Origin of the sequence: Oceanicaulis sp. MMSF_3324 (genome assembly GCF_030733545.1) — a bacterium.
Taxonomy (GTDB): domain Bacteria; phylum Pseudomonadota; class Alphaproteobacteria; order Caulobacterales; family Maricaulaceae; genus Oceanicaulis.
Map to the genome: position 1 here is coordinate 24946 of NZ_JASHIU010000006.1, position 25206 is coordinate 50151.

The 25206-nt window shown below is 63.2% G+C and carries 23 protein-coding genes; 22 read left to right on the forward strand and 1 reads right to left on the reverse strand.

The genetic code is table 11. The features are described 5' to 3' along the window. Positions 1-14: 14 nt before the first annotated feature. The 11 genes from nuoI to RBA95_RS07480 all read left to right on the forward strand — a co-directional run bounded on the left by nuoI (position 15) and on the right by RBA95_RS07480 (position 10730). Positions 15-503 (forward strand): NADH-quinone oxidoreductase subunit NuoI, encoded by a 489-nt coding sequence (nuoI, locus tag RBA95_RS07430; protein WP_009800977.1) that lies wholly within the window; start codon positions 15-17, stop codon positions 501-503. Positions 504-606: 103 nt separating this feature from the next. Continuing rightward, entirely contained in the window at positions 607-1215 is a 609-nt protein-coding gene (locus tag RBA95_RS07435; protein ID WP_306016226.1) for an NADH-quinone oxidoreductase subunit J, read from the forward strand. Beyond that, a complete protein-coding gene (gene nuoK, locus RBA95_RS07440) occupies positions 1215-1526 on the forward strand; it encodes an NADH-quinone oxidoreductase subunit NuoK (RefSeq protein ID WP_009800975.1) in 312 nt (103 codons plus the stop codon). The genes RBA95_RS07435 and nuoK overlap by 1 nt, the downstream gene beginning before the upstream one ends. A 9-nt stretch (positions 1527-1535) precedes the next feature. Further along, complete coding sequence (nuoL, locus tag RBA95_RS07445) at positions 1536-3674, forward strand: NADH-quinone oxidoreductase subunit L (protein WP_306016228.1); 2139 nt, start codon at positions 1536-1538, stop codon at positions 3672-3674. Positions 3675-3680: 6 nt separating this feature from the next. Further along, on the forward strand, positions 3681-5231 hold the full coding sequence (locus RBA95_RS07450; RefSeq protein ID WP_306016229.1) for an NADH-quinone oxidoreductase subunit M: 1551 nt from the start codon (positions 3681-3683) through the stop codon (positions 5229-5231). Positions 5232-5243: 12 nt separating this feature from the next. Then, positions 5244-6695: an NADH-quinone oxidoreductase subunit NuoN gene (gene nuoN / locus RBA95_RS07455; RefSeq protein WP_306016230.1), complete on the forward strand. Its 1452-nt coding sequence runs from the start codon at positions 5244-5246 to the stop codon at positions 6693-6695. Continuing rightward, positions 6685-7434 carry a biotin--[acetyl-CoA-carboxylase] ligase gene (locus RBA95_RS07460; RefSeq protein ID WP_306016231.1) on the forward strand — a complete coding sequence of 250 codons (750 nt, stop codon included), beginning with the start codon at positions 6685-6687 and terminating at the stop codon, positions 7432-7434. The genes nuoN and RBA95_RS07460 overlap by 11 nt, the downstream gene beginning before the upstream one ends. Positions 7435-7457: 23 nt before the next feature. Continuing rightward, complete coding sequence (locus tag RBA95_RS07465) at positions 7458-8252, forward strand: type III pantothenate kinase (protein ID WP_306016232.1); 795 nt, start codon at positions 7458-7460, stop codon at positions 8250-8252. Then, positions 8249-9919: a ribonuclease J gene (locus RBA95_RS07470; RefSeq protein ID WP_306016233.1), complete on the forward strand. Its 1671-nt coding sequence runs from the start codon at positions 8249-8251 to the stop codon at positions 9917-9919. Before RBA95_RS07465 ends, RBA95_RS07470 begins: the two co-directional genes overlap by 4 nt. A gap of 17 nt (positions 9920-9936) precedes the next feature. Beyond that, positions 9937-10377 (forward strand): methylmalonyl-CoA epimerase, encoded by a 441-nt coding sequence (gene mce, locus RBA95_RS07475; RefSeq protein ID WP_306016234.1) that lies wholly within the window; start codon positions 9937-9939, stop codon positions 10375-10377. After that, on the forward strand, positions 10374-10730 hold the full coding sequence (locus RBA95_RS07480; protein ID WP_306016235.1) for a DUF1467 family protein: 357 nt from the start codon (positions 10374-10376) through the stop codon (positions 10728-10730). Before mce ends, RBA95_RS07480 begins: the two co-directional genes overlap by 4 nt. Here the strand turns inward: RBA95_RS07480 and RBA95_RS07485 are convergent. Continuing rightward, on the reverse strand, positions 10727-11668 hold the full coding sequence (locus tag RBA95_RS07485; RefSeq protein WP_306016236.1) for a DMT family transporter: 942 nt from the start codon (positions 11666-11668) through the stop codon (positions 10727-10729). The two genes, RBA95_RS07480 and RBA95_RS07485, sit on opposite strands and share 4 nt — an antisense overlap. Positions 11669-11797: 129 nt before the next feature. Here RBA95_RS07485 and proS point away from each other — a divergent pair, with 129 nt between their 5' ends. From proS to dxr, 11 genes are all read left to right on the forward strand, one after another. After that, on the forward strand, positions 11798-13126 hold the full coding sequence (gene proS / locus RBA95_RS07490; protein WP_306016237.1) for a proline--tRNA ligase: 1329 nt from the start codon (positions 11798-11800) through the stop codon (positions 13124-13126). Further along, entirely contained in the window at positions 13123-14454 is a 1332-nt protein-coding gene (locus RBA95_RS07495; protein ID WP_306016238.1) for a lipoprotein-releasing ABC transporter permease subunit, read from the forward strand. The genes proS and RBA95_RS07495 overlap by 4 nt, the downstream gene beginning before the upstream one ends. Next, on the forward strand, positions 14447-15136 hold the full coding sequence (locus RBA95_RS07500; RefSeq protein ID WP_306016239.1) for an ABC transporter ATP-binding protein: 690 nt from the start codon (positions 14447-14449) through the stop codon (positions 15134-15136). Before RBA95_RS07495 ends, RBA95_RS07500 begins: the two co-directional genes overlap by 8 nt. 316 nt (positions 15137-15452) lie before the next feature. Further along, complete coding sequence (gene dnaE, locus RBA95_RS07505; RefSeq protein WP_306016240.1) at positions 15453-18905, forward strand: DNA polymerase III subunit alpha; 3453 nt, start codon at positions 15453-15455, stop codon at positions 18903-18905. Between the two features lie 255 nt (positions 18906-19160). Next, complete coding sequence (gene rpsB, locus RBA95_RS07510; RefSeq protein ID WP_306016241.1) at positions 19161-20000, forward strand: 30S ribosomal protein S2; 840 nt, start codon at positions 19161-19163, stop codon at positions 19998-20000. Positions 20001-20032: 32 nt separating this feature from the next. Next, positions 20033-20974, forward strand: a complete 942-nt coding sequence (gene tsf, locus RBA95_RS07515; RefSeq protein ID WP_306016242.1) for a translation elongation factor Ts — start codon at positions 20033-20035, stop codon at positions 20972-20974. Positions 20975-21049: 75 nt separating this feature from the next. Further along, on the forward strand, positions 21050-21796 hold the full coding sequence (pyrH, locus tag RBA95_RS07520; protein WP_306016243.1) for a UMP kinase: 747 nt from the start codon (positions 21050-21052) through the stop codon (positions 21794-21796). A 33-nt stretch (positions 21797-21829) separates the two neighbouring features. After that, positions 21830-22387, forward strand: coding sequence for a ribosome recycling factor (gene frr / locus RBA95_RS07525; protein ID WP_306016244.1), 558 nt, complete (start codon positions 21830-21832; stop codon positions 22385-22387). A gap of 49 nt (positions 22388-22436) precedes the next feature. Continuing rightward, complete coding sequence (gene uppS / locus RBA95_RS07530) at positions 22437-23156, forward strand: polyprenyl diphosphate synthase (protein WP_306016245.1); 720 nt, start codon at positions 22437-22439, stop codon at positions 23154-23156. After that, entirely contained in the window at positions 23149-24003 is an 855-nt protein-coding gene (locus tag RBA95_RS07535) for a phosphatidate cytidylyltransferase (protein ID WP_306016246.1), read from the forward strand. Before uppS ends, RBA95_RS07535 begins: the two co-directional genes overlap by 8 nt. Continuing rightward, positions 24000-25181 (forward strand): 1-deoxy-D-xylulose-5-phosphate reductoisomerase, encoded by a 1182-nt coding sequence (gene dxr / locus RBA95_RS07540; RefSeq protein ID WP_306016247.1) that lies wholly within the window; start codon positions 24000-24002, stop codon positions 25179-25181. The genes RBA95_RS07535 and dxr overlap by 4 nt, the downstream gene beginning before the upstream one ends. The last annotated feature ends 25 nt before the right edge of the window (positions 25182-25206 follow it).

Consider the following 25206-nt stretch of genomic DNA (forward strand, 5'->3'; position numbering starts at 1 on the left):
GCCAAGGATCTGTCATGAGCCGGATTGCACAAACCCTGCGCGGCGCTGCCCTGATGGACTTCTGGGGCGCTTTCGCACTCGGCATGCGGTACTTCTTCCGCAAGAAGCCGACCATCAACTATCCCTTTGAAAAGGGACGCCTGAGCCCGCGCTTCCGTGGCCAGCACGCCTTGCGCCGCTACGCCAATGGCGAAGAGCGCTGCATCGCCTGCAAGCTGTGCGAAGCGATTTGCCCGGCCCAGGCCATCACCATCGAGGCCGAACCGCGCGCTGACGGCTCCCGCCGCACCACGCGTTACGACATCGACATGACGAAATGTATCTATTGCGGCTACTGCCAGGAGGCGTGCCCGGTGGATGCCATCGTTGAGGGCCCGAACTTCGAGTTCGCCACCGAAACCCGCGAAGAGCTTTACTATGACAAGGCGAAGCTCCTCGATAACGGTGATCGCTGGGAACGTGAAATCGCTCGGAACCTCGAACTCGACGCGCGCTACCGCTAACGCTATTACGGCGCGCGACTCCATTCCGGGGCTGGGGATTCTCTCCGGCTCCACTTGATCTCAGTCCGGCGAGCCTCGCTCGTCGCCCGCAAGGGGGGCAACAGTGCTGTCAGCAGCGGCCTTCTACATTCTCTCAGCGATCGCGGTGATCTCCGCCTTGATGGTGGTGATCGCCAAAAACCCGGTCCGGGCGGTCCTGTTCCTGATCCTCGCCTTCTTCTCGGCGGCGGGGCTGTTCGTCCTTCTCGGGGCCGAGTTCCTGGCGATGATCCTGGTCATCGTTTATGTGGGCGCGGTTGCGGTGCTCTTCCTGTTCGTGGTGATGATGCTCGACATCGACTTCGCCCAGCTCAAGGAAGGTTTCATCTCCCATGCGCCGCTGGGCGGGCTGGTCGCGATCGCGCTGGCCGGCATCCTGGCGACGACGGGTCTGGGCTGGGTCAGCGCGGACAGCGCGACCAGCGCGTTGCAATCACCGACGCCGGAGGACATGACCAATGTCGCCGCGCTCGGGGCGCTCATCTACGACCGCTACGTCCTGTTCTTCCAGCTGGCGGGCCTTGTGCTGCTGGTCGCCATGATCGGGGCCATCGTTCTCACCCTGCGCCATCGCGATGGCGTGAAGCGTCAGGACATGCACGCCCAGGTCAACCGCAAGCGTGAGGACTCCGTTGAAATCGTCGACATCAAGAGCGGCGAGGGGATTGGCTGATGCTTGAAATCGGATTGGGTCATTATCTCGCCCTGGCGGCGATCCTGTTCACCATCGGCGTGTTCGGGATCTTCGTGAACCGCAAGAACGTCATCATCCTCCTGATGTCGATCGAGCTCATTCTCTTGTCGGTGAACATCAACATGGTCGCTTTCTCCGCCCATCTCGGAGACCTCACCGGCCAGGTGTTCGCCATGTTCATCCTGACCGTCGCTGCGGCTGAAGCGGCCGTCGGTCTCGCCATCCTCGTCGTCTTCTTCCGCAACCGCGGCGACATCGCGGTTGACGACGTCAACCTGATGAAGGGCTAGCGCACGGTCATGGCTTATATCGTCGTCTTCGCCCCGCTTCTGGCTGCCGCCATCGCCGGTCTGCTGCAAAAGCAGATCGGGGATCGTCTGGCCCAGATCATCACCACCGGCGCCACCATCGCCGCTGCATTGTGCTCCGTCGCGATCTTCTTTGACGTGACGGTAGGCGGCAATGCGCGCACCATCGAGCTGGCGCAATGGATGGCGGTGGGCAATTTCGAGATCAACTGGGCGATCCGCCTGGACACCCTGTCAGCGGTCATGCTGGTCGTGATCACCTCGGTGTCCTCGCTGGTGCACGTCTATTCGTGGGGCTACATGTCCCATGATCCGCACCGGGCCCGGTTCTTCGCCTATCTGTCGCTCTTCACCTTTGCGATGTTGTCGCTGGTGACTGCGGACAATTTCATCCAGATGTTCTTCGGCTGGGAAGGCGTGGGGCTGGCCTCCTACCTGCTCATCGGCTTCTGGTACCAGAAAGACAGCGCCACCAGCGCCGCCATCAAGGCGTTCGTGACCAACCGCGTAGGCGATTTCGGTCTCGCGCTCGGCATCATGGCCATCTATCTGGTGTTCGGCTCGCTGCAGTTTGACGAAGTCTTCGCCCAGGTTCCGGCCATGGCGGAGGAAACGATCGGCTTCTTCGGCGTCAACTTCCAGGCGCTCGAACTGATCGCCTTCCTGCTGTTCATTGGCGCCATGGGCAAATCGGCCCAGTTCTTCCTGCACGTCTGGCTGCCGGACGCGATGGAAGGCCCGACGCCGGTGTCCGCCCTGATCCACGCCGCCACCATGGTGACCGCCGGCGTATTCCTGGTGTGCCGCGCGCACGGCATTTTCGAGCTCGCGCCCAACACCTCGGCCTTCATCACCTTTATCGGCGCGACGACGGCTTTGTTCGCCGCAACCGTGGGGCTGGCGCAGAACGACATCAAGCGCGTGATCGCCTACTCCACCTGTTCGCAGCTGGGCTACATGTTCTTCGCGGCGGGCCTTGGCCTCTATTCCGCAGCCATGTTCCACCTGTTCACACACGCCTTCTTCAAGGCGCTGCTGTTCCTGGGCGCAGGCTCGGTCATTCACGGCCTGCATGAAGAGCAGGACATGCGCAATATGGGCGGCATCTACAAGCTGCTGCCGATCACCTGGATCATGATGATCATCGGCACGCTGGCCCTGACCGGCGTGGGCATTCCGCTGCTGGGCATCGGTTTTGCGGGCTTCTACTCGAAGGACATGATCATCGAGGAAGCCTTCATGATGGGCCAGGACGGCGTCGCCTTCGGCATGTTCGCCTTCTGGATTGGCGTGATCGCAGCGGGTCTGACCAGCTTCTATTCCTGGCGTCTGATCTTCATGACCTTCCATGGCAAGCATCGGGGCGAGCCTGAAGTGCTCAAGCACGCCCATGAGAGCGGCCCGGTCATGATCATCCCGCTGGTCTTTCTGGCCGTGGGCGCGCTGTTCGCCGGCGCGGCGTTCAAGTCGGACTTCGTGGGCAAGGGCGCACTGACCTTCTGGGAAGAAAGCCTGCCGCCCGGACCGTACGCCGTCGGCAATTACGGTCATCTGGTCGAGGACTATGGCCAGTCACACGCTGATGAGCATGGCGTCGAGTTGAGCGAGGCGGAATCCGCGTCGCTGGAAGCGGCCATGTCCGAAGACGAAGCGGCTGCGGCCCAAGACCATGCTGTTGAAGCCGCCCATGGCGATGATCATGGCGAAGGCGCAGACGGTGAGCATCATGGCCACCATCCGCCGACCTGGGTGCTGTTCAGCCCGTTCGCGGTGACGCTGTTCGGCTTCGTGCTCGCCTGGTACTTCTACATGGCCAATCCGGAGCTGCCGCGTCGCATTGCGGCGAACAACGGCCCGCTGCATCGCTTCCTGTCCAACAAGTGGTATGTGGATGAAATCTACAACGCCACCTTCGTTCGGGCGACGCGCGTGCTGGGTGACGTGTTCTGGAAGTTCGGCGACCAGAAGGTCATTGACGGGCTGGGCCCGAACGGCATCGCCGCCACGGCGCTGTCCTCGGCTCGCCGCATCGCCAAGCTGCAGAGCGGCTATCTCTATCACTATGCATTCGTGATGCTCATCGGGGTCCTCGGACTGGCCCTGTGGCTGATCGCTGGCGCTGGAGCGTAGGGTCTCATGCTGGGTCAACTTCCCATCCTCTCCGCCATCACTTTCCTGCCGGCCCTCGGGGCGGTCGCCATTCTTCTGCTGCGCGCCCTGATGCGCAGCGAGGAAGGCGCAGTGCTGGACCGGAACGCCAAGGGCATCGCGCTGTTCGTGACGCTCTTCGTCTTCGCCCTGTCGCTGGTCATGCTCGTTGAGTTTGACGCCGGACAGGCGGGCTTCCAGTTCGTGGAAAGCCTGCCCTGGCTGCCGGCGCTCGGCATTTCCTACAAGATGGGCGTGGACGGCATCTCCGTGCTCTTCGTGGTGCTGACGGCGTTCCTTCTGCCGATCTGCATCCTGTCGAGCTGGAAGCTGGAAAAGCGCGTCGCCGATTACATGGCCGCCTTCCTGCTACTGGAAACGCTTGTCATCGGCGTGTTCTGCGCGCTCGACATGTTCCTGTTCTACATCTTCTTTGAAGGCTCACTGATCCCGATGTTCCTGATCATCGGCGTCTGGGGCGGTCAGAACCGGATCTATGCGGCGTTCAAGTTCTTCCTCTACACCTTCCTTGGCTCGGTGCTGATGCTGGCCGCGATGATCGTGATGTTCACCCAGGTGGGCACGACCGACATCGAAGTGCTTCTGGCGCATCCGTTCGCCCGGGATCTGCAGACCTGGCTCTGGCTGGCCTTCTTCGCCTCGTTTGCGGTGAAGATGCCGATGTGGCCGGTGCACACCTGGCTGCCCGACGCCCACGTGCAGGCCCCCACGGCGGGGTCCGTGATCTTGGCGGGCATCTTGCTGAAGCTGGGCGGCTACGGCTTCCTGCGCTTCTCGATCCCGATGTTCCCGAACGCCAGCGAATTCTTCGCGCCCATGGTGTTCGTCCTGTCGATCATCGCGATCGTGGTCACCTCGCTGATCGCCTTCCGCCAGACCGACATCAAGAAGCTGATCGCCTATTCCTCCGTGGCGCACATGGGTTTCGTGACCCTGGGCATCTTCACGATGACCGAGCTCGGGGTTCAGGGCGCGATCTTCCAGATGCTCAGCCACGGCGTGATCTCCGCCGCGCTCTTCCTGTGCATCGGTGTGATCTATGACCGCTTCCACACTCGCGAGATCTCCTTCTACGGCGGTCTGGTGCACAAGATGCCGGTCTACGCCGCCGTGTTCGGCCTGTTCGCCATGGCCAATGTGGGCCTGCCGGGCACGTCGGGCTTCATCGGCGAGATCATGACCATGACGGGCGCCTTCCAGGTGGATCCGCGGGTCGCGGCCGGCGCCGCGCTCGGCGTGATCTTCTCGGCGGTCTACATGCTGGTCGCCTACAAGAAGGTCGTTTTCGGCGTCATCACCAATCCCAAGCTCGAGACCGCGACCGACCTCAATGCCCGGGAGTGGATCAATCTCGGCGTTCTGGCCGTGCTGGCGGTGTATTTCGGCTTCTTCTCGACGCCGATCACGGACACCACCCGCGCCTCTGTTGACCAACTCATTCAGCAATACCAGTCCGCGCAGCCGGTGGAGGCGCCCGTCGCCGCCACCGCCGCTCCGGCTGAAACCGCTGCGCACTAGCAAGGACAGGACATGACTGTTTCGACGCTGCTCGCTGACCTTCAACTGCTGACACCGGAGCTTGTGCTCGCCGTCGGCGCCATGGCGCTTTTGCTGATCGGGGTGTACACCAAGGGCGAGGCCAAGGCGGCCCAACGCATCATGACGCTGGCGACCGCGCTTCTGGTGGTCACCGCCGGTCTGTCGGTCTGGATGGCGCAAGGGCCGGGCGGAACCGCCTTCCACGGCGCTTTCGTGCTCGATTCCTTCGCCATGTACGCCAAGACGGTCGTCTATCTCGCCGGCGCCGTGGCGCTGGTGCTGGCCGGCCAGTATCTGCGTGCGGAACAGCTGGCCCGTTTCGAATACCCGGTGCTTGTGACGCTCGCCGTGCTCGGCATGAGCTTCATGGTGTCCGCGAATGACCTGATCACCCTCTATCTGGGTCTCGAACTGCAATCGCTGGCGCTATACGTGCTGGCGGCGTTCAACCGGGACTCCCTGCGGGCGTCCGAGGCGGGCCTGAAATACTTCGTGCTGGGCGCGCTCAGCTCGGGCCTGCTGCTGTATGGCGCGTCGCTGGTCTACGGCTTCTCCGGCTCCACCAGCTTTGACGCCATTGCGGTCGCTGCGGCTGAAGGCTCCCAGAATCTGGGCCTGGTCTTCGGGCTCGTCTTCGTGGTCGCGGGGCTGGCGTTCAAGATTTCCGCCGCGCCGTTCCACATGTGGACCCCGGACGTTTATGAAGGCGCGCCCACGCCGGTCGCGGCCTTCTTCGCCACGGCGCCCAAGCTGGCCGCCATGGTGCTGCTGGCGCGGGTGCTCATGGAGCCGTTCGGCCCCATGACCGAGCAATGGCAGCAAATCACCATGGTGATGGCGGTGCTGTCGATGGCGTTCGGCTCCTTCGGCGCGCTGATGCAATCGAACATCAAGCGCCTGATGGGCTACTCCTCCATTGGCAATATGGGCTATGTGCTGGTGGGCCTGTCGGCTGGCACCGCGCTCGGCCTGTGGTCGGTCCTGTTCTACATGACGCTTTATGTGATCGGCGTCGCCGGCGCATTCGCCGTCATCCTGTCCATGCGTCGGTCCGAAGGCATGGTCGAGCGGATCGAGGATCTCGCCGGCCTGTCCCAGACCCGTCCGGCGCTCGCCTGGTCGATGACCGCGCTGATGTTCTCCATTGGCGGCATGCCTTTCATGATCGGCTTCTTCGGCAAGCTTTTCGTGTTCTATGCCGCCGTACAGGCGGGCCTCATCTGGCTGGTCATCCTGGCGGTGATCTTCTCCACCATCTCGATCGCCTACTATCTGCGCGTCATCAAGGTGATCTGGTTTGATGAGCCGAGCGGCGACTTCCTGCCGGCGCCCACGGGCGCAGCGATCATTTCCCGCATTGCGGCCTTGATCGCGGTCTCCATGCCGGTCGTGGGCATCATCATCGCCCTTGTGGTGAACGCCGGGGCGGGCATTGGCGGCTAGCACGCCGGACCTGCCCATCGCGTATTATGACACGCTGGACTCCACCAATGAGGAGGCCAAGCGTCAGGCTCTTGCGGGCGCAACCGGTCCGAAATGGATCGTTGCGCGCCGCCAGAGCAGCGGTCGCGGCCGACGCGGGCGACCCTGGGCTTCGAAGACCGGCAATCTCTTCACCACAGGCTTGTACCGGCTTGATTGCGATCCGGCCCGAGCCGCCCAGCTCTCCTTCGCGGCGGCGCTGGCGGTGGGTGATGTGTGCGCCAGCGTCCTCGATCCCGAGCGCGTACGCCTGAAATGGCCCAATGACGTTCTGGTGGAAGGGCGCAAGATCAGCGGCATCTTGCTGGAATCCGGTCAGCACGCTCGCGGTGGGTTGTGGCTGGCGATTGGAATAGGCGTCAATCTGGCCCATCACCCCGAAGATTCTGAACGCCCCGCGACTGATCTGCGAGCTCAGGGTGGAGAGATCGCGGTGGACGCCGCCGCCGAGCGCCTGTCCCGACGGTTCGACCATTGGCTCAATCGCTGGGCGCAGGACGGGTTCAACCCGATCCGCGAAGCCTGGCTGTCCCGCGTGCACGGCCTGGGAGAGCGCTGCGTTGTCCGACTGGATCACGAGACTCTGGAAGGCGTGTTCGCCGATCTGGGACCGGATGGCTCTCTGCGTCTTGATTTGAAAGATGGCGGACGGCGCTTTATTTCCGCGGGTGATGTGTTTTTCCCCGGCGCCTCGTCCTGACGCGCCGCCTCCTGGAGCCCGACATGCTTCTCGCGATTGATTGCGGCAACACCAACACCCTGTTCGCGGTGCATGACGGCGCGGGCTGGCGCGCGCAATGGCGCACCGCCACCTATTCCACACGCACAGCCGACGAGTATGCAGTCTGGTTGCAGCAACTGCTTCAGCTTCAGGGGCTTAGCCTGGAAGACTTGAAGGGGTGCGTGATCTCTTCCGTGGTGCCGCAATCGCTGTTCAACCTGCGCAATCTGGCGCGGCGCTATATCGGCTCGGAGCCGGTCGTGGTGGGGGATGCGCATGTGGACCTGGGCGTGGGGGTGAACCTGCCGCGCCCCGAAGAGGCGGGCGCAGACCGTCTGGTGAACGCGCTTGGCGGCCGCGTCGTCTATGACGGGGCCATGATCATCGTGGACTCCGGCACCGCCACCACCTTCGACGTCGTCTCAGCGGACGGCGATTTTGAAGGCGGCATCATCGCGCCGGGCATCAATCTGTCCATGCAGGCGCTGCACCAGGCAGCCGCCCGGCTGCCGCGCATCGCCATCGAGAAACCTCAACGGGTTATGGGCACTGATACCGTCGGCGCCATGCAATCGGGCGTGTTCTGGGGCTATGTCGATCTCATCGACGGGCTTGTGACGCGGCTCAAAGACGAGTACGGCCAGCCTATGACTGTTATTGCAACTGGCGGCGTCGTCTCCCTGTTCGAGGGAGCGGCCCGGACCATCGACCATTATGATCCCGACCTGACCATGCGGGGGCTCCTGGAAATCTGGAAACGCAATGCGCCTCAGGGCGAAGGGGCGTCTGCATCATGAGCCAGGACGACAACGCGCTGTATTTCGTACCGCTCGGCGGTTCGGGTGAAATCGGGATGAACCTGAACCTGTACGGGTTCGGACCCGAGGAAGACCGCAAATGGATCATCGTCGATTGCGGCGTGACCTTTGGCGATCTGACGACTCCGGGCGTCGATATCATCACCCCGGACCCGCGCTTCATCGTTGAGCGCAAGCACCAGCTTCTGGGCATTGTGCTGACCCACGCCCACGAGGACCATATGGGCGCGGTGGCGCATCTGTGGCGAGAGCTGGAGTGTCCGATCTACGCCACGCCGTTTACGGCCTGGCTGATGCGGGACCGTCTGGCCGAGCACGGCCTGCTGGGCGAGGCGGTGCTGCACGAGATCGGCCTGCATTCACGGTTCGAGCTGGGCCCGTTCGACATGCAGCTTGTTACGCTGACCCACTCCATCCCCGAACCCAACGGGCTGATCATCCGCACCCCGGTCGGCACAGTTCTGCATACCGGGGACTGGAAGATCGACCCCGACCCGCTGATTGGCAAGTCCACCGATGTCGCCGCTCTGGAAGCGGCGGGCGAGGAAGGCGTGATGGCGATGGTGTGTGACAGCACCAATGTCTTCACCGAAGGCGAATCCGGGTCTGAATCCGATGTGCGCGACAATCTGATCGAGCTCGTGGGCCAGCAGGAAGGCCGCGTCGCCATCGCCGCTTTTGCGTCCAATGTCGCCCGGCTCGAGACCGCGATCCGTGCGGGTGAAGCCAATGGGCGCCGCGTCTGTCTTGTGGGGCGCTCCATGCACCGCATGACCCAGGCGGCGAAAGCGGTGGGGCTTCTCGCCGATTGCCAGCCCTTCATCGAGGAAGAGGAAATCGGCTATTTCCCGCCCGACAAGGTGCTGTTGTTGTGCACCGGTTCGCAGGGCGAGCCGCGGGCGGCCCTGTCGCGCATCGCCGAGGGCTCCCATCGCAATGTCACCCTGAACAAGGGCGACAGCGTGATTTTCTCCTCCCGGATCATTCCGGGCAATGAGCGCGGCATCTTTGATCTGATGAACAAGCTGGCCGAGCGCGGCGTGGACATCATCACCGAGCGCGACGAGCATATTCACGTCTCCGGCCATCCGTGCCGTGACGAGCTGCGTCAGATGTACGCCTGGGCCAAGCCCAAGACCGCGATCCCGGTCCATGGCGAGTATCGCCATCTGGTGGAGCACGCCGAGCTGGCGCGCGAGCTTCAGGTGCCCAACGCCATTGTGCCGCGCAATGGCTCCATTATCCGCATCACCCAGGACGGCGCGTCGATTGTCGACGAAGCGCCGGCGGGGCGGCTCCATGTGGATGGCAATTTCATCGTTCCAGCCGATGCCGAGTCCATCAAGGAACGCCGACGCATGGCCTATAACGGGCATCTGACGGTGGCCGCCGTGCTGGCGGACGGCAATCTGGTGTCGGGGATCGACGTGCGCGCCATGGGTGTGGCGTCGACCTATCAATATGATCTCGATGACTTCCTGGATGATCTGGCGGATGCTGCGGAGGCCGCGTTCAAGCGCCTGGATCGTCGTGATCGTCGTGATGCGGGCGCGGTGGAAGAAGCCATTCGCCGGGGCGTGCGGCGCGAGGCCAGTCGCATCTGGGGCAAGAAACCCCATGTGGAAGCCATCATTCTGACCGTTTGATTTGGGGAGTGACCAACATGAAGCTCGGACGTTTGAACCATGTGGGCGTGGCCACGCCGGATGTCGAAGCGGCGGCTCAGGTTTATGCCGACCTTTATGGCGTCACAGATCGCACCGAGGCCATGGATTTCCCGCATCTGGGCGTGCGCGTGGTGTTCGTGACCCTGCCGAACATGCAGATCGAGCTGATCGAGCCCTTGGGGGACCAAAGCCCGATCCACAAATTCCTCGAGAAGAACCCCAAGGGCGGCCAGCACCACATGTGCTTTGAGGTGGCCGATATCGTCAAAGCCCGCGACGCTATGGTGGAGCGGGGCGCCAGCGTGCTGGGGACAGGCGAGCCCTATATCGGCGCTCATGGCGTGCCGGTGATTTTCGTTCACCCCAAGGATACCGGCGGCGTTCTGGTCGAGTTGATGCAGGACCCGGCGCTTTACGAAGGCGAGGGCGGTCATTGAGACGATATGCGGAATACACCCTTCTGGGCTTCGTCTTCGTGGTCTGGATCGCGCAGGGCTTTCTGCCTGACCGCGGCGTGGGCATCGTCACCGGCGTCGTGATCTATCTCATTTCCTGGTGGATGCTGTTTCTGGGCTCGCTGCCGCTCAAGGTGCGCGGCCAGTTCGAGGATGGCGACGTGGTTGAAGGCTCAGAGCCGGGCGCGCCGATCACGCCGCGCATCAAGGAAAAGATGTGGCTCGCCGCCGTACTCGCCGGCATGGTCTGGCTCGTCCTGTTCTGCATTCTCGAATTCGGACTGATCAGCCTGGATTCCATGCCTTGGGGCCCGACCTTCGTGGAGTACGGCTAATCGGCGTCTGACGGGTCTTCCGACATCGAGGCGTGTTCCCAGCTCATCAGCAGCACGCCGAGGAAGACGGTGAGAAAGCCCGCAAGATGGATCCAGCGGAACGCCTCGCCCAACAGAATGTAGGACAGGACGAGCGCAGATACTGGCATGACGCCCATGAAGGCGGCGGCCGTCGAGCCTTCGGCCTTCTGAACGCCCGCGTACCAGAGCCAGCTGCCAAGTGCGAGGGTGCCGATCCCGTACCAGATCAGAGCGGTCCACACCCCGGCGTCAAACTCTGCGGGTGTGAAGCTGGACCATTGCCAGATCGCGAACGGGATGAAGAGCGGGATGGAGAGCGCCGAGGCGAGAAAGGTCACCAGTAGCGGGTCGATGGATTTGGTCAGGGTCTTGCCCACCAGCGTGTAGGTGCTCTCGCAACACACTGCAGCAAAGACCAGGGCCCCGCCCAGCAACGCGCCTTCGGTTTCATTGAGCGATGCGCCCAGCTGCAGGATCAGCACACCCAGAACGGCGAGGGCGATAGCGGAGAATTTGCGCCAGCTGCCCTGTTCGCCCAGGAACATCATGGACGCCGCGGCCGTAACGGCGGGCGTCGTGCTCATCACGATCGCGCCCGTCACGCCAGATGCCAGGCGCATCCCGTACAACATGAAGGCGGAAAAGCCGACCATGCCGAACAAAGCAATCAGGCCGATGCGGATCCAGTCGCCCCGATTGATGCTGGTGATCTGGTCGCGCTTGAACCAGGCGGCCGGGGCCAGGAAGAGCGCGCCCAGCCCGACCCGGAACAGCGATGCGATAAAGACCGGGGCGGCCTGGGTGACAATCTTGCTGACCGGCGTCGCCGAACCGAACATGGCCATGCCGGAAAACAGCCGAGCAATCGTCAGGCTTTTCGAACTGTTGGAATTGGCGGTCTCGGATGGGTCGCTCATGAACGGGTCTCTGGGCTGAGCGTCATGTGAGTTCACCCGCACACGGCGCGCAGGGATGGCTTGTTCTTAGCCAACGCTAAGTCTAATCGTGGGGTTCCGCAGTTTTTCATTTACGCCGGATTCTTCCCCATGCGCCTGTCCCGCTTTTTTCTGCCCGTTCTGAAGGAAACCCCGTCCGACGCGCAGATCGTCTCCCACCAGCTCATGTTGCGCGCCGGCATGATCCGCCAGGAAGCGGCGGGGATCTATGCCTGGCTGCCACTGGGTTTGCGGGTCCTGCGCAAGATCGAAAAGATCGTGCGTGAAGAACAGGATCGCGCCGGCGCTGTCGAGCTGTTGATGCCGACGCTCCAGCCTGCGGATTTGTGGCGCGAGAGCGGCCGCTATGATGATTACGGCAAGGAAATGCTGCGCATTGTCGATCGGCATGAGCGCGATCTTCTGTACGGACCGACCAATGAGGAGATGATCACGGAGATTTTCCGGGGTTATTGCCGCTCCTACAAGGACCTGCCGAAAATCCTCTATCACATCCAGTGGAAGTTCCGGGACGAGATCCGCCCCCGCTTCGGCGTCATGCGCGGTCGGGAATTCCTGATGAAGGATGCTTATTCCTTCGACCTGGATTATGAAAGTGCTGTAAAGGCTTACAACAAAATGTTTGTAGCCTACCTCAACACGTTTGCCCGCATGGGGCTCAAATCCGTGCCCATGCGGGCGGACACCGGCCCGATCGGCGGCAAGCTGTCTCACGAGTTCATCATCCTGGCCGAGACCGGTGAGAGCGAGGTGTTCTGCGACTCCCGCCTGGTGGACATGCCGGCGCCGGGCGAGGTCGATTTTGACGGCGATCTGCAGCCATTGGTCGACCAGCGCACCGCGCTGTACGCCGCCACCGAGGAAATGCATGACGCCGCCCGGTTCGAATCCGAAGTGCCCGAAACGCGTCGTCTCTCCGCCCGCGGCATCGAAGTGGGCCACATCTTCAACTTCGGCACCAAGTACTCCGAACCGATGAAAGCGCTCGTCACCGGGCCGGACGGCAAGGATACGCCGGTTCATATGGGCTCTTACGGCGTGGGCGTGTCGCGCCTTCTGGGCGCGATCATTGAAGCCAGCCATGACGAGAACGGGGTGATCTGGCCAGAAGCCGTCGCGCCCTTTGGCGCAGGCGTGATCAATATGCGCGCCGGCGATGAAGCGTGTGATGCGGCCTCCGCCGATGTCTATGCGAAGCTCGACGCCGCCGGGCTCGAACCCTTCCTCGATGACACCAATGAGCGGGCGGGCGCCAAGTTCGCCACCATGGACCTGATCGGCGTGCCGTATCAGGTGGTCATTGGTCCGCGCGGCCTGAAGGAAGGCAAGGTCGAGGTGAAGATCCGCGCCAGCGGCGAACGCCATGAGCTGAGCCTGGAAGACGCCGTCAATCGCCTGGTGGAGGGTGCGTTCAAGTGAGTTCAGACGCCGCCTCAGACGCTGTGCCGCAAGCGGGCGCACGCCCGTTCTCTCGCTATGAATTCCTTCTGGCGTTCAAGTATTTGCGGGCGCGTCGCAAGCATGGCGGCGTAACCCTGATCTCGGTGATTTCCTTTGTGGGGATCATGCTGGCGGTTGCGGTCCTGATCACAGTGATGAGCGTGATGAACGGCTTCCGGCACGAGTTGCTGACCCGGCTTCTGGGCGTGCAGCCGCATATCTATGTCACCGTGCCCGCCGATCAGGGCGAGCTGGCGGAAACGCTGGCCGATCGCATTCGTGAGCTGGAGGGCGTGCGTCAGGCAGGTCCGGTCGCCACAGGACAGGCGCTGGTCACGTCGGGGCGGTCGGCCGCTTTCGCCTCGGTTTCGGGCGTGCGGCCGGAGGATCTGGCCCGGTTCGATCTGATCACCGGCGCCCAGGGCGCGGATGAGGCGGGCGGCGGGCTTGTCGCGGGCTCGATCGGTCAGTTCGGCGAGGGCCGCAATGGCGGCGATGTCATCATCATGGGCGCGGTCATGGCCAGTCAGCTGGGCGTGGGCGTGGGGGACCAGGTGACTCTGGTTTCGCCCCAGGGCGCCAATACCGCGCTCGGCATGACGCCGCGCTCCAAACGCTACACCATCGGCGCGCTGCTGAGCGTGGGGGTGCAGGACCTCGATCAGATCCTGGTTTACATGCCGCTCAATCAGGCCGCGCTCTTTTTCAACAAACCCGCCCAGGGCGATTACATCGATGTGCGCATTGCCGATGCCGATGCGCCCGAACCCGTCATGGAGCGGATCCGCGCCATCGCGCCCCAGGGCAGTGTCATGTTCGACTGGCGACGGCAGAACCAGGCCTTCTGGAATGCGCTGCAGGTGGAACGGGTCGCCATGCGGCTGATCCTGTCGGCGATCGTGCTGATTGCGGCCATGAACATCATTTCCGGCCTGGTCATGCTGGTGAAGAACAAGACCCGCGATATCGCCATCCTGCGCACCATGGGCGCCAGCCAGGGCGCGGTGATGCGGATCTTCCTGATTGCGGGCGCGGCTGTGGGCGTGCTCGGAACGCTTGCGGGCATCGGTCTGGGGCTGCTGGCCGTGATCGGCATCGGACCGTTGCAGGACTTTGTGAGCTGGGTCAGCGGCGTGAACGTGTTCGACCCCAGCGTCTATTCGCTCTACCGCCTGCCGGCGCGGCTCGATTGGGGCGAAGTGGCTTTCGTGTCCTTCTGGGGCTTCTTCACCTCGCTGGTGGCGACCCTTGCGCCCAGCTGGCGGGCGGGCCGCATCGATCCCGTGGAGGCGCTTCGCTATGAGTAAACCGGCGCTCTCCCTGCGCGGCATTACGCGGATCTACGAAACCGAAGGTGAGCGCCTGGAGGTGCTGACCAATGCCGATCTGGATCTGAATGCCGGCGAGCTTGTCGGCCTTGTGGGACCGTCTGGTTCGGGCAAGTCGTCTTTGTTGCACGCCGCCGCCTTGCTCGAGGCGCCCAATGCGGGCGAGGTCTGGATTGGCGGTCAGAACGGACTGGCTTTGAGCGAGCGAGAGCGCACCGCCCTGAGGCGTCGTGAAGTCGGTTTTGTCTATCAATTCCATCACTTGCTACCAGAGCTTGATGCGCTCGATAACGTGGCCTTGCCGCGCATGATCGCCGGTGCGGGCCAGAAAGAAGCGCGGGAAGCCGCCCAGGCGCAGCTTGAAGCTCTGGGATTGGGCGGCCGTCTGCATCACCGTCCCGGACAATTGTCGGGCGGCGAACAGCAACGGGTGGCCATTGCGCGTGCGCTGGTGAACGAACCGCGCATCCTGCTCGCGGACGAGCCCACTGGCAATCTTGACCCGACCACCTCCGACCAGGTCTTCGCCGCGCTGGCGCGGGCCTGTCGGGAGGCGGGCGCGGCGGCCCTGATCGCCACGCATAATCATGAACTGGCGGGTCGCATGGACCGGGTCATGACGCTCGATCAGGGGCGCGTCGTGGCCTGGACTGACGCCTGACGGCGCGGCATCTCTGTTCCGGAAATGTTCTAAGTCGCGGGTTTTCCGCAGCTTTTAAGGCCGAATCAAAATCCGCTTGACGCGCGGAACAAAAGCAGAAAACATGCAATGGAACAAAACAGGAATAGCTGCTTTTGAGGCAGCTGATCAAGGAGTTGTCCCATGCGAAACCTGATTGAAGATATGACCTCCGCCGCTGTCATCGTCGGCTTTATCGCTGTCGCACTCAGCCTGTCAGCCGCACTCGCGGGCTGACCTGAGGGAGAGGCGGGGTCTAGAGTGCAAGCCTGATTCCGCCCGAGCTGGAGCGCCTGTCGTGAGCGATGCCCCCTTTGTCCATCTGCGTGTCCGGTCCCCGTACTCGCTTCTGGAAGGCGCTATCCGCATCAAGGAGACGGCGGCGCTGTGCAAGACCTTCTCCATGCCGGCGGCCGCGATCACCGACAGCAACAATCTGTTTGGCGCGCTCGAATTCTCTGAAGTGTTGTCGGGCGAGGGGGTTCAGCCGATTGTCGGCGTGACGCTCTCGGTTCAGGTCGAAGAGCCCCGGCCCGGCGAACGCTCCAGGCCGGATGGAACGCTTGTTCTTCTGGCGCAGTCCCAGGCGGGATACGCCAATCTGATGAAGCTGTCCTCGGCGGCCTATCTGGACGTGGCGGCGACGGATGAGCCCCACGTCCCGATCGACAAGGTGCTTTCACACAGTGACGGGCTGATCTGCCTGACGGGCGGCTATGATGGCGTTCTGAACCGCTTTGTCTGCGCCGGACGCGCCGGACCTGCCCAGGATTTGCTCGACCAATTGCGGGCGCGCTTTCCGGACCGGCTGTATCTCGAATTGCAACGCCATGGCCGCGCCGATGACGTGACGGCGGAAGACTGGCTGGTGGATCGCGCCTATGCGCTGGACCTGCCGCTCGTAGCCACCAATGAGCCGCACTTTCCCCGCTCGGAGTTGTATCAGGCGCATGACGCTTTGCTGTGCATCTCCGAAGGCGCCTATGTCAGCATGGATGACCGGCGAAAGCTGACCGCCGAGCATGACTTCAAGTCCGGCGCCGCCATGGCGGAACGGTTCGCCGACCTGCCAGAGGCGATCGCAAACACGGTCGAGATCGCCCAGCGTTGCGCCTTCCGCCCCCGCACCTCCAAGCCAATCCTGCCCAGCTTTCCCACCAAGGGCGATCGCAATGAGGCGGAGGAATTGCGCGCCCGGTCAATCGAGGGGCTGGAGGACCGCCTGTCCAAGGTCGAGCTGGCCGATACGCGGGAGGCCTATTTCGAACGGTTGGACTATGAGCTCGGCATCATCGAGCGCATGGGCTTTCCGGGCTACTTCCTGATCGTGTCCGACTTCATCCAGTGGGCGAAGGCGCATGATATCCCGGTGGGACCGGGGCGGGGGTCGGGCGCGGGCTCGCTCGTCGCCTGGGCGCTGACCATCACCAACCTGGACCCGCTGCGCTTCGGCCTGCTGTTCGAACGCTTCCTCAATCCCGAACGGGTTTCCATGCCCGACTTCGACGTGGACTTCTGTCAGGACCGTCGGGGCGAGGTGATCCGCTATGTGCAGGAGCGCTATGGTCAGGACCGGGTGGCCCAGATCATCACCTTCGGCACCTTGCAGGCGCGCGCCGTGGTCCGCGATGTGGGGCGGGTGCTGCAATTGCCGTTCGGGCTTGTGGACCGCATCGCCAAGCAGGTGCCGAACAATCCCGCCCAGCCGATCACCCTGGCCGAAGCGGTCAAGACCGAGCCCAAGCTTCAGGAAATGCAGCGCAATGACGAGATGGTGGACCGTCTCATCAATGTGGCGCTGCAGCTTGAGGGCCTGTTCCGGAACGCCTCCACACACGCCGCCGGCGTGGTCATCGGTGATCGTCCGCTGACCGATCTTGTCCCGCTCTATCAGGATCCGCGCTCGGATCTGCCCGCCACCCAGTTCAACATGAAATGGGTGGAGCCGGCAGGGCTGGTGAAGTTCGACTTTCTGGGCCTGAAGACCCTGACCGTGATCTCGCGCGCACTGAGTTATATCGAGAGCGCCGGTCTGGAACGCCCCGACATGGACGCGATCAGCCTGACCGATCCAGCCACCTACGAGTTGCTAGGCGTGGGCGCGTCCATTGGCGTGTTCCAGCTGGAAAGTACGGGCATGCGCGACACGCTGCGCAAGCTCAAGCCCGACAGCATCGAGGACATCATCGCGCTGATCTCGCTTTATCGCCCCGGGCCGATGAAGAATATCGACGTGTATGTGGACCGTAAATTCGGACGGGCCGAGCCTGACTATCTCCATCCCGATCTCGAACCTGTTCTGAAAGAGACCTACGGGGTCATCATCTACCAGGAACAGGTGATGCAGATCGCCCAGATCCTGTCGGGATACTCCCTGGGGGAGGCCGACCTTCTTCGCCGCGCCATGGGCAAGAAGAAGAAGGAGGAGATGGACAAGCAGCGCGTACGCTTCAACGAGGGTGCGGAAAAGCGCGGCGTGTCGCGCGAGAAGGCCAATTACATCTTCGACCTTGTGGCCGAATTCGCCGGCTATGGCTTCAACAAGTCCCACGCCGCGGCCTACGCCCTGATCGCGTATCAGACGGGTTGGCTGAAGGCGAACCATCCCGCCGCCTTCATGGCGGGCCTGATGAGCCTTGATAGCGCGAACACCGAAAAGCTTGCGGTCTTCTTCCAGGAGTCCAAGCGGATCGGGCTGGAGGTGCTGCCTCCGGACGTGAACGCCTCAGAAGCGGACTTCTCACTTGAAGGCGGCCAGATCCGTTATGCGCTCGGTGCGATCCGCAATGTGGGCTATTCGGCCATGGAGCATGTGGCGGCCGTGCGTCAGGCGGGTGGGCCGTTCAAGGATGTCTTTGATTTCGCCGAACGTGTGGACCCGCGCCAGGTGAACAAGCGCGCCTTTGAAAATCTGGCGCGAGCCGGCGCTTTCGACACGCTGGAGCCTGATCGCGCCAAGGCCCTGGCGTCGGCGGAAATCCTGTTGTCGGTGTCCCAGAACGCCCATGCCGAACGCGAAAGCGCGCAGGCTTCTCTGTTTGGCGGAGGCGGTGAGGGCGGCGGAACCAAGCTCGAACGCCCCAACTTGCCCGAGCCTGAGCCCTGGGACCCGGTGCGGCGTCTGGACGAGGAACTCGCCGCGATCGGCTATTATCTCTCCGGCCACCCGCTCGATGACATGATGCCGGCTCTGGCCCGACGCGGCGTAGTGGTGTTCGCCGATCTGCCGTCCAAGGCGGCCGAGGGCGCGCGCGCCGCGCGTCTGGCCGCGGTCGTGCGCCGCCGGCAGGAAAAGGTCTCCCAGAGGTCGGGTGAGAAGTTCGCCTTCGTCACCCTGTCCGATCCGTCCGGCGAATTTGAGGCCCTTGTGCCGCCCAAGGTGCTGCGCGAGATTCGCGAGGTGATCGAGCCGGGCGCATCGGTGCTGGTGAACGCCAAGATCGAGGCGCAGGATGAAGGCTTGCGTCTGATCATTGATGGCGCGGACACGATTGACCCCTTCGCCGCCGAGCATATCGGGCAGGGGCTGAAGATCCGGGTGGGTGAACAGACCGCTCTCGAGCCGCTGCGCAAGCGCATCGATCGGGCCAATAATCGCGAAGGGGCGGTGAAGGGCTCCATCCATCTCATCGTCCCGCTTTCTGACGGCCGACTCGCCGAATTGCGCTTGCCGGGCCGGCATGCCGTGGATCCGGCGGCGCGGGCGGCGGTGAAGGCTGTCGCAGGCGTTCTGGAGGTGGAAACGCTCTAGTTTGGCGTCTCGTCCTGAGCTTTGCTGACAAAGTCCGGCTTCTGAGTGCGACAAAGGCGGAATTCTCCGCCCTCATGGCTTGCTCCCAAGCCCTCATGCCCGTATAAGCGCGCCCGATCCCGCACGCGGAGCTTCGGCTTTTCATGGTGAAAAGTCGCTCCGGTGTCGCAAGTCATGTCTGAAGGCCAGATCCGGTCCGAAGGCGTGAGGCGCGGCTCCGCTCCGCGGAGGCCAACCGGAAAAGGACCCGAAATCATGGCTCTTCCTGAATTCTCCATGCGCCAGCTGCTTGAAGCCGGCTGTCACTTTGGTCACCAGACCCACCGCTGGAACCCGAAGATGAAAGAATACATCTTCGGCGAACGCGCCAACATCCACATCATCGACCTGTCGCAGACCGTTCCGATGCTGCACCAGGCGCTGGTGAAGGTGCGTGAAGTCGCCGCCAAGGGCGGCCGCGTTCTGTTCGTGGGCACCAAGCGTCAGGCCGCCGAGCCGATCTCGCAGGCCGCGTCGCGCTGCGCGCAATACTACATGAACCACCGCTGGCTGGGCGGCACGCTCACCAACTGGCAGACCATCTCCAAGTCCATCGCGCGTCTGCGCGAGCTGGAATCCCTGCTGGACGCCGAAGGCGGCCCGCAAGGTCTGACCAAGAAAGAGATCCTGATGCTCACCCGTGAGCGCGAGAAGCTCGAGCGTTCTCTGGGCGGCATCAAGGAAATGGGCGGCACGCCGGACCTGATGTTCGTGATCGACACCAATAAGGAGTCCATCGCCATTCAGGAAGCCAAGCGCCTTGGCATCCCGGTCGTGGCCGTGGTCGACACCAACTGCGATCCCGACCCGATCGATTTCCCGATCCCGGGCAATGACGACGCGTCGCGCGCCCTGTCGCTGTACTGCGACCTGATCGCGGACGCCGTGCTGGACGGCATTTCCGACAGCCAGGCGGCTCTGGGCATGGATCTGGGTGAATCCGACATGCCGAACGATGTCGCTCTGGGTCTGGAAGAAGGCGAAGCCGCCGCTGAAGAACCCAAAGCTGAAGAAGCTGTCGCTGTCGAAGCGCCGGCTGAAGACGCCAAATCCTAATAGCGCCTAGCGCGATCCAAGGAGACCTCCCCATGGCTCAGATCACCGCCGCTCTCGTCAAAGAGCTCCGCGAAAAATCCGGCGCAGGCATGATGGACGCCAAGAAGGCGCTTGTGGAAGTTGATGGCGACATGGACGCCGCCATCGACTGGCTGCGCAAGAAGGGCCTGTCCAAGGCCGCCAAGAAGGCCGACCGCGTCGCCGCTGAAGGCCTGGTGGCCGTCAAGGCGGAAGAGCGGGGCGCCGGCATGGCTGCCGCTGCGGTCGAAGTGAACGCTGAAACCGACTTCGTGGCGCGTAACGAGCTGTTCCAGAACGCTGTGGCTGAAGTCGCAGGCCTGGCCATCGGCGCTAACGATCTGGCGTCGCTGAAAGCGGCTCAGACCTCGGCCGGCAAGTCCGTCGACGACACGATGACCGACCTGATCGCCCAGATCGGCGAGAACATGTCCGTGCGTCGCGCCGAGACCCTGTCCGTGGATCCGGGTGTTGTGGCGGCTTACGTTCACAACGCCGCCGGCGACGGCATGGGCAAGATCGGCGTGCTGGTTGCGCTGAAGTCCGAAGGCGACAAGGCTGTTCTGGCGGATCTTGGCCGCAAGGTCGCCATGCACGTGGCCGCTGCGTCCCCGGCGCCGGCTCTGGCTGTGCATGAAGGCGAGCTGGACCAGGCCGTGGTCGAGAAGGAGCGTCAGGTCTTTGCTGACCAGGCGCGTGAATCCGGCAAGCCCGAGCAGATCATCGAGAAGATGGTCGAGGGCCGTCTGCGCAAATTCTACGAAGAAGTCGTGCTTCTCAAGCAGGTCTTCGTGTTCGACACCGACAAGACCGTCGGCGAGGCCCTGAAAGCGGCTGAAGCCGAAGCGGGCGCGCCGATCGAGCTGTCCGGCTTTGTCCGGATGGTTCTGGGCGAAGGCGTCGAGAAGAAAGAAGAAGACTTCGCCGCAGAAGTCGCAGCCGTCGCCAAAGGCTAAGATTTTCGGCCCGGGCTTGTGTATACACGTCCGGGCCGGATTCCATCTGTAGACAGCATTCATGCGGAGATTGCCGTGACTGACACCGAGGACCGACCGTCAAAAACGCCTAAAGGCCCGTTCAAACGGGTTCTTTTGAAGGTTTCCGGTGAAGCCCTGATGGGCGATCAGCCTTACGGCATCGACATGAACACCGCAGATCGCATCGCCCGGGAAGTGGGTGAGGCGGTCGAGGCCGGTTACGAGCTCTGCCTCGTCATCGGCGGCGGAAACATTTTCCGCGGTCTTACGGCCGCCGCCAAGGGCATGGAACGCGCCGCTGCCGACTATATGGGCATGCTGGCGACTGTGATGAACGCCTTGGCCATGCAGACCGCACTCGAGCGTGTTGGCGTTCAGACCCGGGTCCAGTCCGCCATTCCCATGACCACGGTGTGCGAGCCGTATATTCGCCGCCGGGCCGTGCGCCATATGGAGCGTGGCCGCGTGGTGATTTTCGCCGCGGGCACGGGCAATCCGTTTTTCACAACCGATACGGCGGCGGCTTTGCGCGCGGCTGAAATGGGGTGTGACGCCTTGTTCAAAGGCACCAGCGTGGATGGCGTCTATGATGATGACCCGCGCAAGAATCCGCAGGCCGAACGGTTTGAGTCCCTTGACTATATCGACGTTCTGGCGCGCGATCTGAAAGTTATGGATGCATCGGCGGTGACGCTGATGCGCGACAACCAGATACCGATCGTGGTGTTCAACATCCGCGAACAGGGCGGTCTCGCCCGTGTTCTGGATGGCGAGGGCGTTTGCACGGTCGTGGGCGGCTGATCCGAGCCCGCCTTCAACAGGGGAGACACGGACATGTCCGGTTTCGACATTAAAGATATCGAGCGCCGCATGGACGGCGCGATTGATGCGCTGAAAAAGGAATTCGGCGGCCTGCGCACCGGGCGTGCGAGCGCGAGCCTGCTCGATCCCATCAAGGTGGAAGCCTATGGCGCGATGACGCCGATCAACCAGGTCGGCAACGTCTCCGTGCCCGAGCCGCGCATGATCACCATCACCATCTGGGACAAGACGCTGGTCGGCCCGGTGGAAAAAGCGATTCGCAATTCCTCCCTGGGTCTGAACCCGGTGTCTGAAGGCGAAATGCTGCGCATCCCGATCCCGCCGCTCAACGAGGAGCGCCGCAATGAGCTGGCCAAGACCGCCGGCTCCTATGCGGAAAACGCCCGCATCGCCGTGCGCAATGTGCGCCGTGATGGCATGGACCAGCTCAAGCGTGACGAAAAAGCGGGCGATATCAGCGAAGACGAGCACAAGAAGCTGGCGGACCAGATCCAGAAGCTGACGGACGCCAAGGTCGCCGCGATCGACGAACAGCTGAAGACCAAGCAGGAAGAAATCACCCAGGTCTGATGGGACGGGCGCTCGCAAGAGCGCCCTTGACGGCGGGAGGGCCGTTTCCATGAGCGAGACCGAACCGTCGGGCCCGGCGCCCCAGCACGTGGCCATCATCATGGATGGAAACGGTCGCTGGGCTGCGTCTCGTGGTCGTCCGCGCGCCTTTGGTCATCGCAAGGGGGTTGAGGCCGTCCGGGAGGCGGTCCGGAATGCGGGTGAGCTTGGCGTGCGCCATCTCACCCTGTTCAGTTTCTCGACCGAAAACTGGAACCGTCCCGCCGCCGAGGTGGAGGCCCTGTTCGAACTGTTGCGCCGCTTCGTCGCCGCTGATCTCGACCGCCTTCACGACGAGGGCGTGCGCGTCCGCATTCTGGGACGGCGCGAGGGCTTGAGCGAGGAGTTGCTCAATCTCATTGCTTCGGTGGAAAGCCGGACCGCCGAGAATGAGAAATTCTGCCTCAATATCGCGTTCAATTATGGCGGACGCGATGAGATCGTCAGGGCCGCACGCCGGGCGGCGCTGGACCATGACGGGGATCTGTCAAAGCTGAGCGAAGCGGACTTCACTCAGTATCTCGATACAGCCGGCTTGCCGGATCCTGATCTCGTGATCCGGACAAGCGGCGAACATCGGATTTCCAATTTTCTGCTCTGGCAGGCCGCCTATGCCGAGTTCGTCTTCCTGGACACGCTCTGGCCGGACTTCGACAAGGCCGCGTTCGAGAGGGCCATCGCCGAATACGCCAACCGGGATCGCCGCTATGGCGGCGTACGCCATGGCTGAACAGCCATCTCCGGACGATCTTCCCGGGCCAGACCGCGCCCGTCGCGGTGATCCCATGTTTTCGCGACGGGTGCTGTCCGCACTGGTGCTCGCGCCCGTAGCCGTCGGGATGATCTTGTGGGGCGGCATCGCGTTTTCGATCTTCATTGCTGCTTTCGCTGCGGCCATGGCCTGGGAATGGGTGCGCATGTCCGATCCCGATGCGCCGCCACGAGCCTTCGCCATCGCCACCGGCGCCGCCGTGGGCGGCGTGCTGCTGGCCAGCCAGCTGGAACTGGCGGGCGCGGCGATCTGGATTGCGGGCGGCGCTCTGGCGGCGTTTGCGGACCGATGGCCCCGGGACAGAGCGTTCGAAGCCCTGTTCGGCGTGGCCTATGTGGCCCTGGCGGCATCGGTGCTTGCGGTGCTGCGAATTGATGAGATGACCGGGCTCGCCGGCATCATCTTCCTGATCAGCGTGGTCTGGGCCGCGGACACGTTCGCCTATCTGGCCGGGTCCTGGCTGGGCGGGTGGAAGCTGTTGCCGGCCGCCAGCCCCAACAAGACCTGGTCCGGGCTGGTTGCAGGCCTCGCCTTCGGCGTCATCGCCGGCGCGTTCGCTGCCTGGTGGGCAGGCTGGGATCCCCGGCATGGCGCGCTGCTGGCGGCTCCGACCGCATTGGCCGCAGTTGCAGGGGACCTGTTGATGTCGCTGGCCAAACGCCGGTTCGGGGTCAAGGATGCAGGTACGGTGATACCGGGGCATGGAGGTGTTCTGGATCGTGTGGACGCCTTGATGATGGCCGCTCTGTTTGCTGGAGCCTGGGCTTTCATGGGGCCGGGCGGCTGGCCGGGAGGAAGCGCATGAGCTCGCGCAAGATTACAATCCTGGGCGCCACCGGATCGGTGGGCCGCGCCACGCTGGACCTCGTTGAACGCGCGCCTGAGGGCGCGTTTGAGGTGGTCGCGCTCACGGCGAACCATCAGGCTGAAGAGCTGGCCCAGCTGGCCAGACGTACAGGCGCGCAATTCTGCGCCGTAGCGGCGCCGGAAGCGGGCCCTGCGCTGGAAGCGGCGCTCAAGGACACCTCCATTCGCTGTGCAGCCGGACCGGATGCCATCTGTGAGGCCGCCCGCCTGTCTGCTGACTGGGTGATGGCGGCGATTGTGGGGGCGGCGGGGCTGCCGCCGACGCTGGAAGCGGTCAAACGCGGCGCAGCCGTGGCGTTCGCCAATAAAGAAGCGCTCGTGTGTGCAGGGGATCTGTTCATGCGCGCCGCCCGGGAAGCCCAGGCGCGCCTCCTACCGGTCGACTCTGAGCATAATGCGATCTTCCAGGCTTTCGAAGAACGCCAGCGCGATAGCGTACGCCGGATCATCCTGACGGCGTCCGGCGGACCGTTCCGCAACTGGTCGCTTGAGGATATGGGGCAGGCGAGCCCGTCCCAGGCTGTGGCGCATCCCACCTGGAGCATGGGCGCGAAGATTTCAGTCGATAGTGCGACCATGATGAACAAGGGCCTTGAGATCATCGAGGCCTGCCATCTGTTCGGCCTGCCGCAATCGGATGTGGATGTGCTCGTACATCCAGAATCCATAGTCCATGGCCTCGTCGAATATGCCGATGGCGGCATGCTCGCCCAGCTCGGCATGCCGGACATGCGCACGCCGATCGCCCATGCGCTAGCCTGGCCCGATCGCATCGAAACGCCTGTCGAACGGCTTGATCTGGCGCTGCTGAGCCAGTTGAGCTTTGAAGCGCCAGACCCGGTGCGGTTTCCCGCCCTGGGGCTGGCGCGGAGCGCCTTTGATGCAGGGCGCGGTGCTCCGGCCATTTTCAACGCCGCCAATGAAGTGGCGGTCGCCGCCTTTCTGAATGGTCAGATTGGCTTTCTTGACATCGCGGCATGCGTCTCGGACTCTCTGGAGCGAGGGGAGAAGGATGGCGTCGCCTCGGTCGAGCCATCCGACTTTGAGACTGTGTTGGAGGTTGACCGGCAAGGGCGCCGGTTGGCAACGGATGCAGTTGAGCAGCGATTCCGCTAGAGCGGGCGCTGCATAAGGAGACCAT

Excerpts from the sequence above, each read along its gene's own strand:
- mce (WP_306016234.1), top strand. The coding sequence starts at position 9,937 with ATGAAGCTCGGACGTTTGAACCATGTGGGCGTGGCCACGCCGGATGTC.
- dxr (WP_306016247.1), top strand. The coding sequence starts at position 24,000 with ATGAGCTCGCGCAAGATTACAATCCTGGGCGCCACCGGATCGGTGGGC.
- RBA95_RS07535 (WP_306016246.1), top strand. The coding sequence starts at position 23,149 with ATGGCTGAACAGCCATCTCCGGACGATCTTCCCGGGCCAGACCGCGCC.
- RBA95_RS07485 (WP_306016236.1), bottom strand. The coding sequence starts at position 11,668 with ATGAGCGACCCATCCGAGACCGCCAATTCCAACAGTTCGAAAAGCCTG.
- RBA95_RS07450 (WP_306016229.1), top strand. The coding sequence starts at position 3,681 with ATGCTGGGTCAACTTCCCATCCTCTCCGCCATCACTTTCCTGCCGGCC.
- tsf (WP_306016242.1), top strand. The coding sequence starts at position 20,033 with ATGGCTCAGATCACCGCCGCTCTCGTCAAAGAGCTCCGCGAAAAATCC.
- proS (WP_306016237.1), top strand. The coding sequence starts at position 11,798 with ATGCGCCTGTCCCGCTTTTTTCTGCCCGTTCTGAAGGAAACCCCGTCC.
- nuoK (WP_009800975.1), top strand. The coding sequence starts at position 1,215 with ATGCTTGAAATCGGATTGGGTCATTATCTCGCCCTGGCGGCGATCCTG.
- RBA95_RS07470 (WP_306016233.1), top strand. The coding sequence starts at position 8,249 with ATGAGCCAGGACGACAACGCGCTGTATTTCGTACCGCTCGGCGGTTCG.
- rpsB (WP_306016241.1), top strand. The coding sequence starts at position 19,161 with ATGGCTCTTCCTGAATTCTCCATGCGCCAGCTGCTTGAAGCCGGCTGT.
- nuoN (WP_306016230.1), top strand. The coding sequence starts at position 5,244 with ATGACTGTTTCGACGCTGCTCGCTGACCTTCAACTGCTGACACCGGAG.
- uppS (WP_306016245.1), top strand. The coding sequence starts at position 22,437 with ATGAGCGAGACCGAACCGTCGGGCCCGGCGCCCCAGCACGTGGCCATC.
- nuoL (WP_306016228.1), top strand. The coding sequence starts at position 1,536 with ATGGCTTATATCGTCGTCTTCGCCCCGCTTCTGGCTGCCGCCATCGCC.
- frr (WP_306016244.1), top strand. The coding sequence starts at position 21,830 with ATGTCCGGTTTCGACATTAAAGATATCGAGCGCCGCATGGACGGCGCG.
- nuoI (WP_009800977.1), top strand. The coding sequence starts at position 15 with ATGAGCCGGATTGCACAAACCCTGCGCGGCGCTGCCCTGATGGACTTC.
- RBA95_RS07465 (WP_306016232.1), top strand. The coding sequence starts at position 7,458 with ATGCTTCTCGCGATTGATTGCGGCAACACCAACACCCTGTTCGCGGTG.
- RBA95_RS07500 (WP_306016239.1), top strand. The coding sequence starts at position 14,447 with ATGAGTAAACCGGCGCTCTCCCTGCGCGGCATTACGCGGATCTACGAA.